Source organism: Actinocorallia sp. A-T 12471, assembly GCF_033875155.1.
In the GTDB taxonomy this organism is placed as follows: Bacteria; Actinomycetota; Actinomycetes; order Streptosporangiales; family Streptosporangiaceae; genus Actinocorallia.
In genome coordinates this window covers 362098-379692 of the sequence record NZ_JAWZTE010000003.1, presented here as the reverse complement: position 1 = coordinate 379692, position 17595 = coordinate 362098, and the positions used below count along the sequence as shown (strand labels likewise).

Genomic DNA, 17595 nt, shown 5'->3' with positions numbered 1-17595 from the left:
CCACATGGCCGACGAGGAACGACTGCGCAGGTACCTCAGGCGTGCCGTGGCCGACGCGGTGGAGAGCCGACGCGGCCTACGCGAGCTCAGGGACAGGACGTGTGGGCCCGTCGCGATCGTCGGGATGGCCTGCCGGTATCCGGGCGGGGTGACCTCGCCCGAGGAGCTGTGGCGGCTGGTGGCCGACGGCGTCGACGCGGTGTCAGCCTTCCCCGACGACCGGGGCTGGCCGCTCGCCGACCTGTACGACGCCGACGCCGACGCGCCGGGCAAGTCCTACGTCCGGCACGGCGGCTTCCTCACCGGGGCCGACCTCTTCGACCCCGCCTTCTTCGGCATGTCGCCGCGTGAGGCGCTGGCCACCGACCCCCAGCAGCGGCTCCTGCTGGAGACCGCGTGGGAGGCGTTCGAGCGGGGCGGGATCGTCCCGGACTCCCTGCGCGGCAGTCAGACCGGCGTCTACGTCGGGGTCATGTACAACGACTACGGGTCGCGTCAGTTCCCGCCCGCGCAGGGGTATGAGGGCCACCTTTTCAGCGGCAGCGCGGGCAGTGTCGCGTCCGGGCGGCTCGCCTACACGTTCGGGCTTGAGGGCCCGGCCGTCACCGTGGACACGGCGTGCTCGTCGTCCCTCGTCGCGCTGCACCTCGCGGTGACGGCGCTGCGCCGGGGCGAGTGCGACCTCGCGCTCGCGGGCGGTGTGACGGTGATGGCCACGCCAAGGCCGTTCGTGGAGTTCTCGCGGCTGCGCGGCCTCGCGCCCGACGGCAGGTGCAAGCCGTTCGCGGCGGCCGCCGACGGCACCGGCTGGTCCGAGGGGGTCGGCCTGCTCCTGCTGCAACGGCTGTCCGACGCGCGCCGCGACGGCCGCCGGGTGCGCGCGGTCGTCCGGGGGAGCGCGGTCAACCAGGACGGCGCGTCCAACGGGCTGAGCGCGCCGAGCGGACCGGCGCAGGAGAAGGTGATCCGCCGCGCGCTGGCCGACGCCGGGCTTGACGCCGCCGACGTGGACGCCGTCGAGGCGCACGGCACGGGGACGCCGCTGGGCGACCCGATCGAGGCCCGCGCGCTGCTGGCGACCTACGGGGTGGGGCGTCCGGCGCCGCTGTGGCTCGGGTCGTTGAAGTCGAACATCGGTCACTCGGCCGCGGCGGCGGGGGTGGGCGGAGTGATCAAGATGGTCGAGGCGCTGCGGCACGGGGTGCTGCCCGGGACCCTGCACGCCGCGGAGCCGACGCCCCGCGTCGACTGGGCCGGGGGCCCGCTGTCGCTGCTCGTGCACGCGCGGGACTGGCCGAGGGACGGACGGCCCCGCCGCGCGGCGGTCTCCGCGTTCGGGTTCAGCGGCACGAACGCGCATGTCGTCTTGGAGGAGGCGGACGAGGTCGAGGTGCCCGCGCCCCGGTCGGCGGCGGGTGCGTTCCCGGTGCCGTGCGTGCTGTCGGCGAAGTCGCCGGAGACGTTGCGGGAGCAGGCGCGTCGGCTGTCGGCGCGGCTCGACGCGGGCGTCAGGCCGCTGGACGCGGCGTACTCGGCGGCGACGACGCGGGCCGCGCTGCCGCACCGGGCCGTCGTGGTGGCGGCGGACCGGGAGGAGCTGCGTCGGGGGCTCGTGGATCTTGCCGAGGGCGGGTCGGGTGCGGTGCGGGGGGAGCGGCAGGACGGGAGGCTCGCCTTCATGTTCACCGGTGGGGGAGCACAGCACGCGGGGATGGGCGGGGAGCTGCGCGCGGTCTTTCCGGTGTTCGCTGCGGCGTTCGACGAGGTATGTGCGGCTTTGGACGTGCATCTGCCGGGGCCGTTGCTTCGGGTGGTCGAGTCCGGGGACGGGCTTGATCGGATCGACTACACCCTTGCCGCCACTTTCGCGCTGGAGGTGGCGCTTTATCGGCTTCTTGAGGATTGGGGGGTGCGTCCGGATCTCCTGGTCGGGCACTCCCTGGGCGAGATCAGCGCGGCGCATGTCGCCGGTGTGTTCTCCCTCGCCGACGCCGCGGCGCTCGTGACCGCGCGGGGACGGATGATGCTCGCGCTGTCCGAGGGCGGGGCGATGGTCGCGGTGCAGGCCGCCGAGGACGAGGTGCGGCCGACGCTCGACGCGGCGGGCCGCGCGGTGATCGGCGTGGTCAACGGGCCGCGCGACCTCGTCGTCTCCGGGGACGAGGACGCGGTGCTCGCCGTCGCCGCGCACTGGGCGGACCGCGGCAGGTTCACCCGGCGGCTGCCGATCGGCTGCGCCTCGCACTCGCCGCGCATGGACCCGATGGTCGAGGAGTTCCGCGCGGTCCTTGGCCGCCTCGCCTTCGAGCCGCCGCGCGTTCCGATCGTCTCGACGGTGAGCGGACGGCCGGACGACCGGTGGACGTCGCCGGACTACTGGGCCGAGCAGGTTCGGCGTCCCGTGCGGTTTCTTGACGCGGTGCGGACGCTTGAGTCGCTGGGCGCGACGACGTTGCTGGAGATCGGGCCCGGGGACGTGCTTGCCGCGATGGCCGCGACCGGGGTCGAGAACGCCGTGGCGATCCCGTCGCTGCGGCAGGGGGAGCCCGAGGCGCGCTGCGCGGTGAGCGCGCTGGGTGCGTTGCATGTGCGTGGGGTGGACGTCGACTGGGAACGGCTCTTCGGCGGGACCGGGGCGCGGCGGGTCGATCTGCCTACGTACCCGTTCCAGCGGGAACGGTACTGGCTGCATCCGGCCGCCCGCCCTGCGGAGAGCGGTACGCATAGGTTCCTCGGCCCGGCCGTCGCCCTTGCCGGGCGTGACGAGACGATGTTCACCGGGGCGCTCTCCTTGCGGGCGGCACCTTGGCTCGCGGCCCATGTTCGGTTCGGTGTTCCGGTTGTGCCGGGTTCGGTGCTGCTCGATCTGGCGCTGTGGGCGGGCGGCGAGGCGGGCTGCCCGGTCGTGGAGCGGCTGACGGTCCATGTGCCGCTCGCCCTTCCCGACGACGGCGAGGTGCGCCTTCAGGTCGCGATCGGCGCGGCGGACCCGACGGGAGGGCGTTCCCTCACCGTCCACGCGAGGCTCGGGGACGGGTGGACGGTGCTCGCCACGGGTGTGCTGCGCGCTGATGACGGCGGCGTCGCGTCTGTCGAGGGAGCCCCTGACGCCCGGGAGGTCGTGCTCGTGGAGAAACACGCGGCGGAGGCCGGGGGCTTCGCCGTTCATCCGCTGCTGCTTGCATCCGCCGACGGGGATGCGCCGCGCCTCGCCGTGGAGTGGCGCGGGGCGCGGACGCACGGCCCGGGCGGCCGGGCGGTGCGCGCCCTGCTCGGCCAGAGCGGTGGGGGAGCGGTGTTGACGGACGGGGACGGCGTGCCTGTCGCGTCGGTCGCCTCGGTTGAGGTCCGGGAGTTCGTCCGTGCGGAACTCGTCGGGGCGGCGCGTTCGCTGCACCAGCTCACCTGGGCCGCGCGACCGCTGCGGCGGCACGACGCGCCAGTCGTCTGGTCGGCGCTCGGTCCGCATCCCGATCCCGGCGTCCGGAGCCACGCGGATCTCGCCGCGCTGCGTCGGGCCGTCGCGGCGGGCGAGCCGGTGGACGCGGTCCTCGCCTGCCAGCCGCCTGGGCGGGGCACCGACGTCGTCGCCGAGACGCGCGAGGGGATCGGCCGCTGCCTGGCGCTGCTGCGCGACTGGACTGCCGACGACGCCCTCGCCGAAGCCCACCTGGTGATCGTCACCCGGCGGGCGGTCGCCGCGACCGACGCCGACACGCCCGACCCGAGCGCGGCAGCCCTCTGGGGCCTCGTCGGCTCATTCCAGGCCGCCCACCCAGGCCGGATCATCCTCGTGGACGCCGACACCGACCACATCACGCCGGACGCCCTGTCTCCCCTCATCAGCTCCGCCGAACCCCAAGCCGCCCTCCGCGACGGCCGTCTCCTCCTCCCCCGCCTGACCCGCGTCACCACCCGCCGAACACCTCCCCGACTTCCCGGCCGAGAGGTGCCGCCGGAGTGGGCGGGGCACGGGACCGTGCTGGTCACCGGTGGCACGGGGGTGGTCGGGGCGGCGTTCGCGCGCCATCTGGTCGCCGCGTACGGGGTGAGGCGGCTGCTTCTGGTCGGACGGCATGGTGAGGGGGCTCCGGGCGTCGCGCGGTTGTGCGGCGAACTCGCTGAGGTCGGGGCGGTGGCGCGGGTCGTCGAGTGCGATGTCGCGGATCGGGAGGCGCTTGCCGGGTTGCTCGGTGAGGTGCCCGCGGCCCATCCGCTCACCGCGATCGTGCACATGCCCGACGGTGGGCCGTCGCCGGGCCTGGAGGGTCTGAACCCCAGCGCCGAGGCCGCCTGGCATCTGCACGATCTCACCCGTGACGCCGACCTGAAGGCGTTCGTGCTGTTCTCGTCGGTCTCCGGGCTCCTCGGCGACCCGGGCCGGGTCGGCGACGCGGCGGCCGACGCCTTCCTCGACGGTCTCGCGCGGCATCGCAGGGCGCTTGGGCTGCCCGCGACATCGCTCGGGTGGGGGCCCTGGGATCTTCCGGACGGTCCGCGCACGGCCCACCGGGCCGGGCTGCTGCCGGTGGGCGTCGCCGAAGGGCTCGGGCTGTTCGACGCGGCGCTGGCCGCCGACCTGCCGTCCCCGGTCGTCGCCGCGTTCGACCTCGCGGCGCTCGCGGCCGATCCGCCGCGGCTGTTCCAGGATCTCGTCCCGGCTCCGGCCGCCCCTGCGGAGCCGTCCGGTTCCGTGGTGTCCCGGTGGCCGGCCGAGATGACCGACGCCGAACGCGAACGGCGTGTGCTCGATCTCGTCCGCGCTGAGGCCGCCGCCGTGCTCGGGCTGCGCGATCCGGCGGCGGTCGACGTCCGGCTGCGGTTCCGCGACCTCGGGTTCGACTCCCTGACCGCGGTCGCCCTGCGCAACCGGCTCGGCGCGGCCTGCGGCTTCCGGCTGCCGGTGACCGCGGTCTTCGACCATCCGACGCCCGCCGCGCTCGCCGACCTCCTCCTCACCAGGCTCGCACCCCGCGCGGCACCGGTGTTCGCCGCGCTCGACCGGCTCGAGGAGGCGCTGGCGGCGGCGTCGGAAGCCGACGGCAGGGCCGTCGCCGACCGGCTCAGGGCGCTGCTGCGGGAGGCCGAGCCGGACGACCCCGACCTCGCCGCGGCCTCGGCCGACGAACTGCTCGCCCTCATCGACCGCGAACTCGACGGCACGCCGCACCCGCCGCACTAGGTAAGGACACGAGGCACCCACATGGCCGACGACGAGAGGCTGACCGACTACCTGAGGTCGGTCACCATGGAACTGCGCAAGGCGCGCGGCCGCATCGCCGACCTTGAGCGACGCGAGCCCGTCGCCGTCGTGGGCATGGCGTGCCGCTACCCGGGCGGCGTCGCCTCGCCCGACGACCTCTGGCGGCTCGTCGTCGAGGGCCGTGACGCCATCACGGGGTTCCCGACCGACCGCGGCTGGGACCTCGACGGCCTCTACAGCGCCGACCCCGACGAGCCCGGCACCTCCTACACCCGCGAAGGCGGCTTCCTCGACCACGCGACCGAGTTCGACGCCGCCTTCTTCGGCATCTCCCCGCGCGAGGCGCTGGCGATGGACCCGCAGCAGCGGGTCCTGCTGGAGACGGCCTGGGAGGCGCTCGAACACGCGGGCCTCGACCCCGAGACGCTGCGCGGCACGGCGGTCGGCGTGTTCGTCGGCGCGTCGGAGCAGTCCTACCTGGGGTTGCGCGGGCCCGCCGAGCTCGAGGGCCATCTGATGACGGGCAAGTTCGGCAGTGTCGCGTCGGGCCGGATCTCCTACACCTTCGGCTTCGAGGGACCGGCGATCACCGTGGACACGGCGTGCTCGTCGTCGCTGGTCGCGGTGCACCTCGCGGCGCGCTCCCTGCGCGCGGGCGAGTCGTCGCTCGCGCTCGCCGGGGGCGTGACGGTGATGGGCTCGCCCGGCGGGTTCGTGGACTTCGCGAGACAGCGCGGGCTCGCCCCGGACGGCAGGTGCAAGTCGTTCGCCGCCGCGGCCGACGGCACGAGCTGGGCCGAGGGGGCGGGCCTGCTCGTGCTGCGGCGGCTGTCGGACGCGCGGCGTGACGGGAACCGCGTCCTCGCGGTCCTGCGCGGGTCGGCGCTCGGCCAGGACGGCGCGTCCAACGGCCTCGCCGCGCCGCACGGGCCCGCGCAGGAGCGGGTGATCCGCCAGGCGCTCGCGGACGCGGGCCTGGGCCCCGGCGACGTCGACGCGGTCGAGGCGCACGGCACGGGCACCCGCCTCGGCGACCCGATCGAGGCGGGTGCGCTGCTCGCGACCTATGGGGCTGAGCGTCCGACGGATCGGCCGCTGTGGCTCGGTTCGCTGAAGTCGAACATCGGCCACTCGGCGGCGGCGGCAGGGGTGGGCGGGGTGATCAAGATGGTCAAGGCGCTGCGGCACGGCGTCCTGCCCGGCACCCTGCACGTGGACAGGGCGACGCCGCTGGCCGACTGGGCGGCCGGATCCGTCGAGCTGCTGACCGAGCGGCGGCCGTGGCCGGACACGGGACGGCCGCGCAGGGCCGCGGTGTCGGCGTTCGGGGTGAGCGGCACCAACGCGCACGTGATCCTGGAGGAAGCACCCGAACCCGACGCGGACGCCGAGGCGGGTCCCGTGACGCGCCTTCCGGTGGTGCCGTGTGTGCTGTCGGCGAAGTCGCCGGAGGCGTTGCGGGAGCAGGCGCGTCGGCTGTCGGCGCTGCTCGACGCGGGCGTCGGGCTGCTGGACGCGGCTTTCTCGGCGGCGACGACGCGGGCCGCGCTGTCGCACCGGGCGGTCGTGGTGGCGGCGGACCGGGCTGAGCTGATCGACGGGCTCGACGGGATCGCCGAGGACGGCACGGATGCGGTGCGCGGGCGTGAGCGGGACGGGCGCTTGGCCTTCATGTTCACCGGCGGGGGAGCGCAGCACGCGGGGATGGCCGGGGAGCTGCGCGCCGCCTTTCCGGTGTTCGCCGCGGCGTTCGACGAGGTGTGCGCGGCGCTGGACGTCCATCTTCCGGGGCCGCTGCGGCAGGTGATCGAGTCAGGCGACGGGCTCGATCGGATCGACTACACGTTGGCCTCCACGTTCGCGGTCGAGGTCGCCCTGTACCGGCTCTTCGAGAGCTGGGGGGTGCGTCCGGACTTCCTGGTCGGGCACTCCCTGGGCGAGATCAGCGCGGCGCATGTCGCGGGAGTTCTGTCCCTGCCCGACGCGGCGGCGCTGGTGACGGTCCGGGGACGGCTGATGCTGTCCGTGTCCGGCGGCGCGATGGTCGCCGTCCAGGCCGCAGAGGACGAGGTGCGGCCGACGCTCGACGCGGCGGGCCGCGCGGTGATCGCCGCCGTCAACGGGCCGCGCGACGTCGTCGTCTCCGGCGACGAGGACGCCGTGTGCGCCGTGGCCGCCCACTGGGAGGCGCGCGGCCGCCAGGTCAAGCGGCTGCCGATCGGCTGCGCCTCGCACTCGCCGCGCATGGACCCGATGGTCGAGGAGTTCCGCGCGGCCCTGCGCCGCCTCGCCTTCCACCCGCCGCGCGTCCCGCTCGTCTCGACGGTGACCGGGCGGCCGGACGACCGCTGGACCTCCCCGGACTACTGGGCCGAGCAGGTCCGGCGTCCCGTGCGTTTTCTCGACGCGGTGCGCGCGCTGGAATCCCTCGGTGTGACGACGCTGCTGGAGATCGGGCCCGGCGACGTGCTCACCACGATGGCCGCGACCGGTACCGAGAAGGCTGCGGCGATCCCGGCGCTGCGCTACGGGGAACCCGAGGCACGCTGTGCGGTAAGCGCGCTAGGCGCGCTGCACGTACGCGGCACGACTGTCGACTGGCCCGCGTTCTTCGCCGGGACCGGCGCTCACGCGGTGGAGCTGCCGACCTACCCGTTCCAGCGGGAGCGCTTCTGGCTGCGTCCGCTCGCCGAGGGACGGGAGGGCGCGCACCCCTACGCCGACCCGCCCGTGGTCCTGGCGGGACGCGACGAGGTGGTCTGCACCGCGACGGTCTCCGCGCGGTCCGCGCCCTGGCTCGCCGACCGGACCCTGTTCGGCGCGCCCGTCCTCCCGGCCGCCGCGCTGCTCGACCTCGTGACGTGGGCGGGCGACGAGGTCGGGTGCGGCGTCGTTGACGAACTCGTGCTGACGGGCCCCGTCGTGCTGCCCGAACGCGGGGCGCTCCGCCTCCAGCTCGTCATCGGTCCGTCGGACGAGACGGGCGGACGAGCGTTCACCGTCCACGCGGCGGTCTCCGAGGACCGGCCGGAATGGGCGGAATGCTCGTCCGGCACGGTACGGCGCGGCGTCGGCGCACCCGTCTGGGACCTCACCGCCTGGCCGCTCCCCGGGGCCGAGCCCGTCGCGCGGGGGACCGACCAGGCAGTGGGGCGCGACGCCTGGCCGCCCCCCGGGAAGGACCGGGCCGTGTGGCGCGCGGACGGCGACCTGTACGCCGAAGCCGCCCTGCCTCCCGGCACGCCGGTCGACGGGTTCGGGTTGCACCCCGCGCTGCTTGACGCCGTCCTGCGCCTCGCGGACCCGCCCGGCGAGGTGGACCGGCTCAGTGCCGTCCGCCTGCACGCGGTCGGCGCGACCGCCGTCCGGGCCAGGCTCGCCGCCGACGGGACGGTGCGCGTGGCGGACGCGGCGGGACGGCCCGTGGCGTCGATCGGCGGCGTCGGCGTCCGCCGGGTCACCGCGGAAGACGTCGCGACGGCGCGGTCGCGGGCCCGTGACGCGCTGTTCCGGGTCGCGTGGCGTCCCGCGGCCCCGGCCCCCCGGGCGGGCGGCGGGCGCTGGGCGCTCCTCGACGTCGCGGGCGACGCGGCACTCCCGTGCCCGGAGGTGCGTGCCGCGCTGGGCGACCCCCCGGTGTTCGGCACCCTTGAGGCGGCGCTTCGCGCGACCGAAGCGGGCGCGTCCCTTGTCATCCCGTTCCTGTATCCGCCGGGCGGCGACGTCGTGGCCCGCGTCCACGACGCGACGCGCCGGGCTTTGGAGCTGGTCAGGGCGTGGGCCAGGGACGACAGGGCAGCCGACCTGCCCCTCGTCGTGGTGACGCGCGGCGCGGTCCCGACGGAACGCGGCGGCGTGGCCGACCTTGTGGCCGCCCCGATCTGGGGGCTGCTGCGCTCGGCGCAGACCGAGATGCCGGGCCGCGTCACCCTTGTCGACCTGGACGGCGATCCCGCGTCGGCGGAGGCCCTTCCCGCGCTCGCGGCGTCCGGCGAGCCGCAGGCGGCCGTCCGCGCGGGCAGGGTGCTGGTGCCGCGCCTCGCCCGTCTCGGCGCCGCCGCCCCCGCGCGCGCCGCGTGGCGGCGGGACGGCACAGTGCTGATCACCGGGGCGACCGGGGCCCTGGGCAGGCTGTTCGCCAGGCACCTGGTCAAGGCGCACGGGGTCGGCGGCCTCCTGCTGGTGAGCCGCCAAGGCGCGGACGCGCCGGGCGCGGCGGCCCTCGCGGCCGAGCTCACCGGGCTCGGCGCTGCGGTGGCCTTCGCCGCCTGCGACGTCGCCGACCGCGCGGCGCTCGCGGCGGTCCTAGCCGCGGCCCCGCGTCCGCTCACCGGGGTCGTGCACACCGCTGGCGTCCACGACGACGGGCTGATCACCGCGATGAGCGCCGACCGGCTCGCCGCCGTGCTGCGGCCCAAGGTCGACGCCGCCTGGCACCTGCACGACCTCACGCGCGGCGACGATCTGTCGGCCTTCGTGCTGTTCTCGTCCATCGGTGGCGTCCTCGGCGGCGCGGGACAGGCCAACTACGCGGCGGCCAACACCTTCCTCGACGCGCTCGCCGAACACCGCGCCGGGCTCGGCCTGCCCGCGACATCGCTGGCCTGGGGGATGTGGGCGGACGCGGGCGGCATGGAGAAGGGTCTCGGCGAGGCCGACCGGACCAGGATGCACCGCTCAGGTCTGACCCCCGTCACCGCCGACCTCGGTCCGCGCATGCTCGACACGGCGCTCGGCGAGGAGCACGCCGCGCTCGTCGCGACCCCGATGGACCTCGCGGCGCTGCGCGCCGGGCGCGGCACGCCGTCCCCGCTGTTCGGCGACCTCGCCGGACGCACCGCCCTGCGGGACGCGCTTGACGACGCCGGCGGCGCGCGTTCGCTCGCCGAGCGGCTCACGGACCTGCCCGAGGAGGGTCGGCACGCGCTCGTGTGCGGCGTCGTCCGCACCGAGGCGGCGCGCGCGCTCGGCCACACCGGCCCCGACGCCGTCGGCCCGGGCAGTCACTTCGCCGATCTCGGGTTCGACTCGCGGATCTCCGTCGATCTGCGCAACCGGCTCGCCGCCGCGACCGGGGTCAGGCTGCCCGCGTCCGTCGTCTTCGAGCACCCGACCCCCGCTGAGCTGGCCGACCGGCTGTGCGCCGAACTCCTCGGCACGGCGTCGGCCCGCGCGGTCGACTTCACGGCCGGGGTCAGTCTTGACGAGGATGTGCGGCCCGCCCCCGTCACGGGCGACGCGGTCGCGGAACCTGGCGAGGTCCTGCTGACCGGCGCGACAGGGTTCCTCGGCGCGTTCCTGCTCCGCGACCTGATGCGCACGACCCGCGCGCGGGTGCACTGCCTGGTGCGCGGCGCGGACCGCGCGGACGCCGAGCGGCGGCTGCGCGAGAACCTCGCGTGGTACCGGATCGGCGACGAGGTCGATCCGGGGCGGCTCGAGGTCGTCGTCGGCGACCTCGCCGCGCCGCGGCTCGGGCTCACGGAAGCGGAGTTCGACGACCTCGCGCGGCGTGCCGACGCCGTCTACCACGCCGGGTCCGTCGTGAACTGGCTGCTGCCGTACGCGGCGCTTGAGGCCGCCAACGTCGGCGGGGTCCGCGAGGTTCTGCGGCTCGCCGCGCTGCATCGGACCGTCCCCGTGCACTACGTGTCGAGCACCGGGGTGTTCGCCGACGGCCCGGGCGGCGGCGCGCCGTTCGCCGTCGACGCCCCGACGGGTCCGCCGGAGGCGCTGTCCAACGGGTACCGGCAGAGCAAGTGGGCGGCCGAGCGGGTCATCGGGATCGCGCGCGAGCGTGGCCTGCCCGTGACCGTCTACCGGCCCGACTTCCTGTGGGGCGACCGGGTGGGCGGCGCGTGCCAGACGCGCGACTTCGTGTGGCTGAGCCTCAAGGGCATGATCCAGGCGGGGGGAGCGCCCGCCGGCTTGTCGGGGACCGTGCACATGGTGCCGGTGGACTACGCCTCGGCGGCGATCGTTGCGCTGTCCCGCAGGCCGGAGGCCGTCGGCGGGACCTTCCACCTGTACGGCAAGGACGGTGTTGAGTACCGCGACCTCGTGGAACGCCTCAGGGCGGCGGGCTATCCGCTGCCCGAGCGGGACCCGGAATCCTGGCGGGCCGCCGTGCTCGACGATCCGGGCAACGCGGTGCGTCCCCTGCTCGACGTCTTCCTGCGCATCCTCGACGGGGGCATCGGCACCCCGCCGGTCGACGTGACCGAGACCGAGGCCGCGCTCGCGGGCAGCGGCGTCGTGTGCCCTCCCCTCGACGGCGAGCTGTTCGCGAAGTCCGTGGACTTCTTCGTGGAATCGGGCTATCTGCCCTCGCCGCGCCGTGCCGACCCGGCGCGGGAGCGCGCCGCGGCCCTGTGACCGACCCTGTGACGACCCTGGAGACGGCGATGCGTGTGGATCTCAGCCCCGTGGGCGCGGTGCTCGGGCAGGCGGACCGGCCCTGTGCCGGTCCCGCGCTGCGGTATGAGGGCACGGAGATCGGCTATCCGGCCCTCGCGGACCGGGCGGGGCGGCTCGCCGGGGTGCTCGCCGCCGGGGGCGCGGCGCGGGGCTGCCGCGTCGCCTACCTCGGGCGCAACAGCCCGGCCTTCCTCGAGACCTACCTTGCCTGCGCGTGGCTCGGCGCGGTGTTCGTCCCGGTGAACCCGATGCTGCGGCCGGACGAGCTGGGGGAGGTCCTTGCCGACTGCGACCCGCACACAATCGTCGTGGAGCCCGGGCATGAGGTTGTGCGCGGGCATCGGCGGCTGTTGCTTGTGGACGACGACCCGGTGACGGAGTCCGTCGGCTTGCCGGGGTCGTCGCTGAGCGCCGCGCTCGCCGAGGCCGAACGCCCGGAACCCGTCGCGTGCAAGGCCGACGACCTCGCCATCCTGCTGTACACCTCGGGGACGACCGGGCGGGCCAAGGGCGTCCGGCTCACCCACGGGAACCTCTGGTGGAACTGCGCGAACGTCGCCTGGGCGACCGGCGTGACGGGCCGCGAGGTCAACATGGCCGTCACCCCGCTGTTCCACATCGGCGCGCTGAACTCCTTCACCCTGCGCACCCTCGCGCACGGCGGGACGACCGTGCTGCGCAGGGCGTTCGATCCCGACGTGATCCTCGCCGACCTCGTGGCACACCGGGTCGGCACGCTCCTGGGCGTGCCGTCGGTGTACGCGGCGCTGGCCAGGACGCCGGGGTTCGCCGAAGCCGACCTGTCCGGCCTGCGCGTCGCGGTGGTGGCGGGCGCGCCGGTGCCGCCCGCGCTGGTCGAGCAGTACGCGGCGCGGGGTGTGCCGCTGCGGCAGGCGTGGGGGCTCACCGAGACCGCGCCGTTCGCGACGCTCCTGCCGGTCGACCAGATCCCGCGCAAGCCGGGATCGGCGGGCGTCGCGATGCCGTTCACGCGGGTCCGGCTTGTCGATCCGGCCACGCGCGCGACGGTCACCGAGCCGGGGGTGCGCGGCGAGGTCTGCGTGCGCGGGCCGAACGTCACGGCGGGGTACTGGCGCGCGCCCGACGCCGACGCCGCGGCGTTCGCCGACGGGTGGTTCCACAGCGGGGACATCGGCGAACTCGACGCCGACGGTCACCTGTACCTCGTTGACCGCCTGAAGAACATGGTCATCACCGGTGGGGAGAACGTCTATCCCGCCGAGGTCGAGCGTGCGCTCGCCGGGTGTCCCGGGATCGTGGAGGCCGCCGTCACGGGGGTGCCGCATGAGACGCGGGGGGAGGCTGTCGTCGTCGTCGCGGTTCCGGGCGAGGGCGCGCGGCCCACGCTCGACGGGGTCCGCGCCCATCTCGCGCTGCGGCTCGCCGCCTACAAGCTGCCGGTCGGCCTGCATCTGGTCGGCGCGCTGCCGCGCAACGCCACGGGCAAGATCGACCTTGCGGCGCTGCGGGCGCTGCTGCCGGTCGAGCCGTCGGCGGCTTTGGGCCTTGAAGGACGGCGGCTTGAGGACCTCGTGGAGGAGGCGACCGCCGCCGCGCTGGGGCACACGCCGCCGGGGCTGCGCACCGGCGCGACGTTCGCCGACCTCGGCATTGACTCGCTCGCCGCCGTCGACCTGCGTGACAGGCTCGCCGAGGTGACGGGGATCGCGCTGCCCGCGTCCCTGGTCTTCGACCACCCGACGCCCGCCGCCGTCGTAGCGCACCTTCGGGAGCGGCTTCGGGGCGGGTCGGTCCGGCGTGAGCGGCCGGCCGGCGAGTCCGTCGAGCCGATCGCGATCGTCGGGATCGGCGTGCGGCTGCCGGGCGGGGTGCGCGGGCCCGGGGAGCTGTGGGAGCTGCTGACGCGAGGGGACGACGGGATCTCGGAGTTCCCGGTGGACCGGGGCTGGGATCTTGCGGCGCTGCACGGCACGTCGGCGACCCGGCACGGCGGGTTCCTGCGCGACGCCGCGCTGTTCGACGCCGAGTTCTTCAAGATCGCGCCGCGTGAGGCGCTCGCCATCGACCCGCAGCAGCGGCTGCTGCTGGAGACCTCGTGGGAGGCGCTGGAGCACGCGGGGATCGACCCCGCCGCGCTGCGCGGGCGCGACGTGGGCGTCTACCTCGGCGTGTTCGCCAACGGGTACACCGAACGGCTTCCGGCCCGCACCGACCTCGACGGCTACCGCACGATCGGCGGGCTGACCAGCATGGCCGCCGGGCGGCTCGCCTACGTGCTCGGGCTGCGCGGCCCGGCCCTCGTGGTCGACACCGCGTGCTCGTCGTCGCTGGTCGGGCTGCACCTCGCCGTCCGGGCCCTGCGGGCGGGCGAGTGCACGATGGCGCTGGCCGGGGGCGCGACGGTGATGGCCGGCCCCGAGGGCTTCGTGGAGTTCTCGCGCCAGCGCGGGCTCGCGCCGGACGGACGGTGCAAGTCCTTCGCCGACGCCGCCGACGGCACGGCCTGGGCGGAGGGCGTCGGCGTCCTGGTGCTGGAACGCCTGTCGGACGCGCGCCGTGCCGGGCACGACGTGCTGGCGGTCGTCCGGGGCTCGGCCGTCAACCAGGACGGCGCGTCCAACGGGCTCACCGCGCCGAACGGCGCGGCACAGCAGCGGGTGATCCGGCGCGCGCTCGCGGACGCGGGGCTGTCGCCCGGCGACGTCGACGCGGTCGAGGCGCACGGCACCGGGACCGTCCTCGGGGACCCGATCGAGGCAGAGGCGCTGCTCGCCGTCTACGGGCGGGAGCGGAGCGCGCCGCTGTTCCTCGGGTCGCTGAAGTCGAACGTCGGCCACACCCAGGCGGCGGCCGGGGTCGCGGGGGTCGCGAAGATGGCGCTCGCCCTGCGCCACGGCGTCCTACCCCGCACCCTGCACATCGACCGCCCATCCGAGAAGGTCGACTGGTCAACGGGCTCGCTCACCCTGCTGACCGAGCAGACCGCCTGGCCCGACTCCGGACGCCCCCGCCGCGCGGCGGTCTCATCCTTCGGCATCAGCGGCACCAACGCCCACATAATCCTCGAACAGACCCCAGAGGAACCGACAAAGACCCTGGAACAGGCCCCGGAGGTTGCGGTAGGGATCCTGGAACAGGCCCCGGAGGATCTGGCAAGGCCAGAACCCGAGAGGGCGGACGGGCCGCTTCCGGTGGTCGTCTCGGCACGGTCGGCCCGCGCGCTCGCCGAGCAGGCCGCGCGGTTCGCAGCGGCCCTCGCCGGGGGCGTCGAGCTCGCCGACCTCGCCAGATCCGCGATGGCGCGGACCGCGTGGGAACACCGCGCGGTCGTCGTCGCGGCCGACCGCGAAGAGGCACTCGACGGCCTGCGCGCCCTCGCCGAGGGCCACCCCGCCGCATCCGTGGTCGGCCCCGCCGAGTCAGGCCCGATCCGAACAGTCTTCGTCTTCGCAGACGACACCGCGACGCGTCAATCAGACCCGCCATGGTCGACCGACCCCGCCTTCACCGCCCACCTGACCGAATCCCGCACCGCCCTGACCCCCCACCTCCCGGGCTCCACCGACCCAACCTGGTGGAATTCCCCCCAAAACACCCGCCCAAGAAACTTCGCCGCGATGCTCGCCCTGGCCGCCCTCTGGCGCTCCCACGGCGTCCACCCCGACGCCGTCATCGGCGCCGGAACCGGCGAACTGGCCGCAGCCCACCTCTCCGGCGCCCTCCCCCTCCCCGCCACCAGCCCCCTCCTCACCACCCAACCCCCACTCCCAAACCCCACCCCCACCAACGGCGACCCCCTGGACGAGCTGGGGAGTGCGGCGCGGGGGCTTGCGGCGCGGGGGTTCGGGGTGTTCGTGGAGATCGGGGTGGGGCGGGGGGTGTCGGCCGTGCGGGAGTTGCTTGGCGGGACGGGAGCCGTTGTGTGCGGGGGAGGGGAAGGTGGGGCGTTTGTCAGCGCGCTTGCGGAGGCGTTTGTGTTCGGTGCGAAGGTGGACTTCACGCCGGTGCTCGGTGGTAGGGGGCGCAGGGTGTCGCTGCCGACCTATCCCTTTCAGCGAACCCGCTATTGGTGGGATTCCGCGGGCCCCGACACCGACGCGCCTCGGGCCGACGACGACGCTCCGGCGCTCTTTCACCTGGCCTGGACACGCCTCGCGGCATCCGTCGGCGACCCGCGAACTGCCCTTGGTGGCGGGCCGCAGGTGGGCGTGGTGATGCGGGCGGAGGATCTCTCGGGGGTCGGCGAAGGGGTGGTGCCCGTGGTGATGCCGGAGGAAGGCGGGGTGGCGGGTCCGGTGCGGGTGCGGGAGGCGGTCAACCGGGTCCTTGACGTGGTGCGGGCGTTCCTGGCGGAGCCCGGGTGGCGGGGGCGGCGTCTCGTCGTGGCCACCCGGGGTGGGGTGGCCGTGGTCGAAGGGGAGGCCGTTGATCCCGTCGGGGCCGCGGTTCGGGGGGCGGTGCGGGCGGTGCAGCGGGAGCATCCCGGGCGGTTCGTGCTCGTTGATCTTGAGGACGGGGCTGAGGCTGGCCTTGGGGCCGCGGCCTTGGGGGAGGAGCCGGAGATCGCCGTGCGCGGGGGTGAGGTCTGGGCTCCCAGGGTTCGGCGGGTCGCGCGTGTGGGGAGTCCGGGGCGACTCGATCCGGGGGGCACTGTGCTGATCACGGGGGGTACCGGGGCGTTGGGGGCGCTTGTGGCCCGGCACGTCGTGGGGGTGCATGGGGTGCGCAGCGTGCTGTTGGCGTCCCGCAGGGGTGCGGGCGCGCCGGGTGCGGCGGAGCTGCGGGCGGAGCTGGGCGCGGTGGGGGCGCGGGTCGAGGTCGTCGGCTGCGACGTCGGCGTGCGCGAGGAGGCGCGGGCGCTGCTCGACCGCGTCCCGCGCGACGCGCCGCTGACCGCCGTCATCCATACGGCGGGCGTCCTCGACGACGCGGCCGTCGGCGCGATGGACGCCGACCGCGTCGACCGGGTCTTCCGCGCGAAAGCCGACGCCGCGGTGTGGCTCGACCAGCTCACCCGTGACCTGCGCCTCGACGCGTTCGTCCTCTTCTCCTCCGTCGCCGGCATTCTGGGCACCGCAGGACAATCCAACTACGCCGCCGCCAACGCCTTCCTCGACGGGATCGCGCACGCCCGCCGCGCCCAGGGCCTGCCCGCGACCTCCCTGGCCTGGGGCCTCTGGGACGTCGAGGGCGGCATGGGCGGCCGGCTCGGCAAGGCCGACCTCGACCGCCTCTCCCGCACCGGCCTACGCCCAGTCACCGCCGCAGACTGCCTGCGCCTCCTCGACTCCGCACTCTCCCCCGACACACCCGCTCACCCGGTCCTCCTCCCACTCGCCCTCAACCTCAACGCCCTCCGCGAGCAGGCAGACGCGGGCCGCTCCCCAACCGCGTTCGAGGACCTGATCCCACCGCGCCGCGCCACCCCGACCGCGCTCGGGGACCCGGTCCCGGCGCGCCGCGACACGCCGACCGTGTTCAGTGACGCGGTCCCAGGGCGTCGCGACGCGCCGACCGGCGATGAGTCGGGTCGTGCTCGTGACCTTCTTGAGCTTGTGCGGGGGGAGGCCAGTGCGGTGCTCGGGCGGGAGGGGGGTGAGTTGATCGGGGCGGAGCGGTCGTTTGAGAGTGCGGGGATCGACTCGATCACCGCGCTGGAGCTTCAGGAGCGCCTCAGTGAGGCGACCGGTGTTGACCTCGTGGAGACGCTGGTGTTCGATCACCCGACGCCCGCGGCCGTCGCCGCGCACCTGCGGGCCAGGCTCGCCGCCCGCACGCGGCTGGCCGCGCTCGGCGCGCTGGAGGACGCGCTCGCCGAGCCGCCCGCCGACGAGGCGGAGCGCGGTCTTGTCGCCGAACGCCTGCGCGCGGTCCTCGACCGCCTCGGCGCGGCCCGCGCCCCCGCGACACAGTCCGCCGCACCTGCCGATCTTGACGCGGCGAGCGACGACGAACTGTTCGCGTTCATCGAGCAGAGCCTGTGAACCGCAGCG

The 17595-nt window shown here is 75.2% G+C and carries 3 protein-coding genes; all 3 read left to right on the top strand.

The window, feature by feature from the left end:
- Window positions 1-4 precede the first annotated feature (4 nt).
- Genes R9X44_RS10705 through R9X44_RS10695 form a run of 3 tightly spaced genes read left to right on the top strand, consistent with a single transcriptional unit; the run spans window position 5 to window position 17586 of the window.
- Complete coding sequence (locus R9X44_RS10705; protein WP_319813892.1) at window positions 5-5182, top strand: type I polyketide synthase; 5178 nt, start codon at window positions 5-7, stop codon at window positions 5180-5182.
- A 21-nt stretch (window positions 5183-5203) separates the two neighbouring features.
- Window positions 5204-11578, top strand: coding sequence for a polyketide synthase (locus R9X44_RS10700; protein WP_319813891.1), 6375 nt, complete (start codon window positions 5204-5206; stop codon window positions 11576-11578).
- Window positions 11579-11607: 29 nt separating this feature from the next.
- Entirely contained in the window at window positions 11608-17586 is a 5979-nt protein-coding gene (locus R9X44_RS10695; protein WP_319813890.1) for an SDR family NAD(P)-dependent oxidoreductase, read from the top strand.
- Window positions 17587-17595: the final 9 nt, after the last annotated feature.

Bases quoted from the DNA above. Each gene is read 5' to 3' on its own strand.
- R9X44_RS10695 (WP_319813890.1), top strand. From the start codon at position 11,608: ATGCGTGTGGATCTCAGCCCCGTGGGCGCGGTGCTCGGGCAGGCGGAC.
- R9X44_RS10700 (WP_319813891.1), top strand. From the start codon at position 5,204: ATGGCCGACGACGAGAGGCTGACCGACTACCTGAGGTCGGTCACCATG.
- R9X44_RS10705 (WP_319813892.1), top strand. From the start codon at position 5: ATGGCCGACGAGGAACGACTGCGCAGGTACCTCAGGCGTGCCGTGGCC.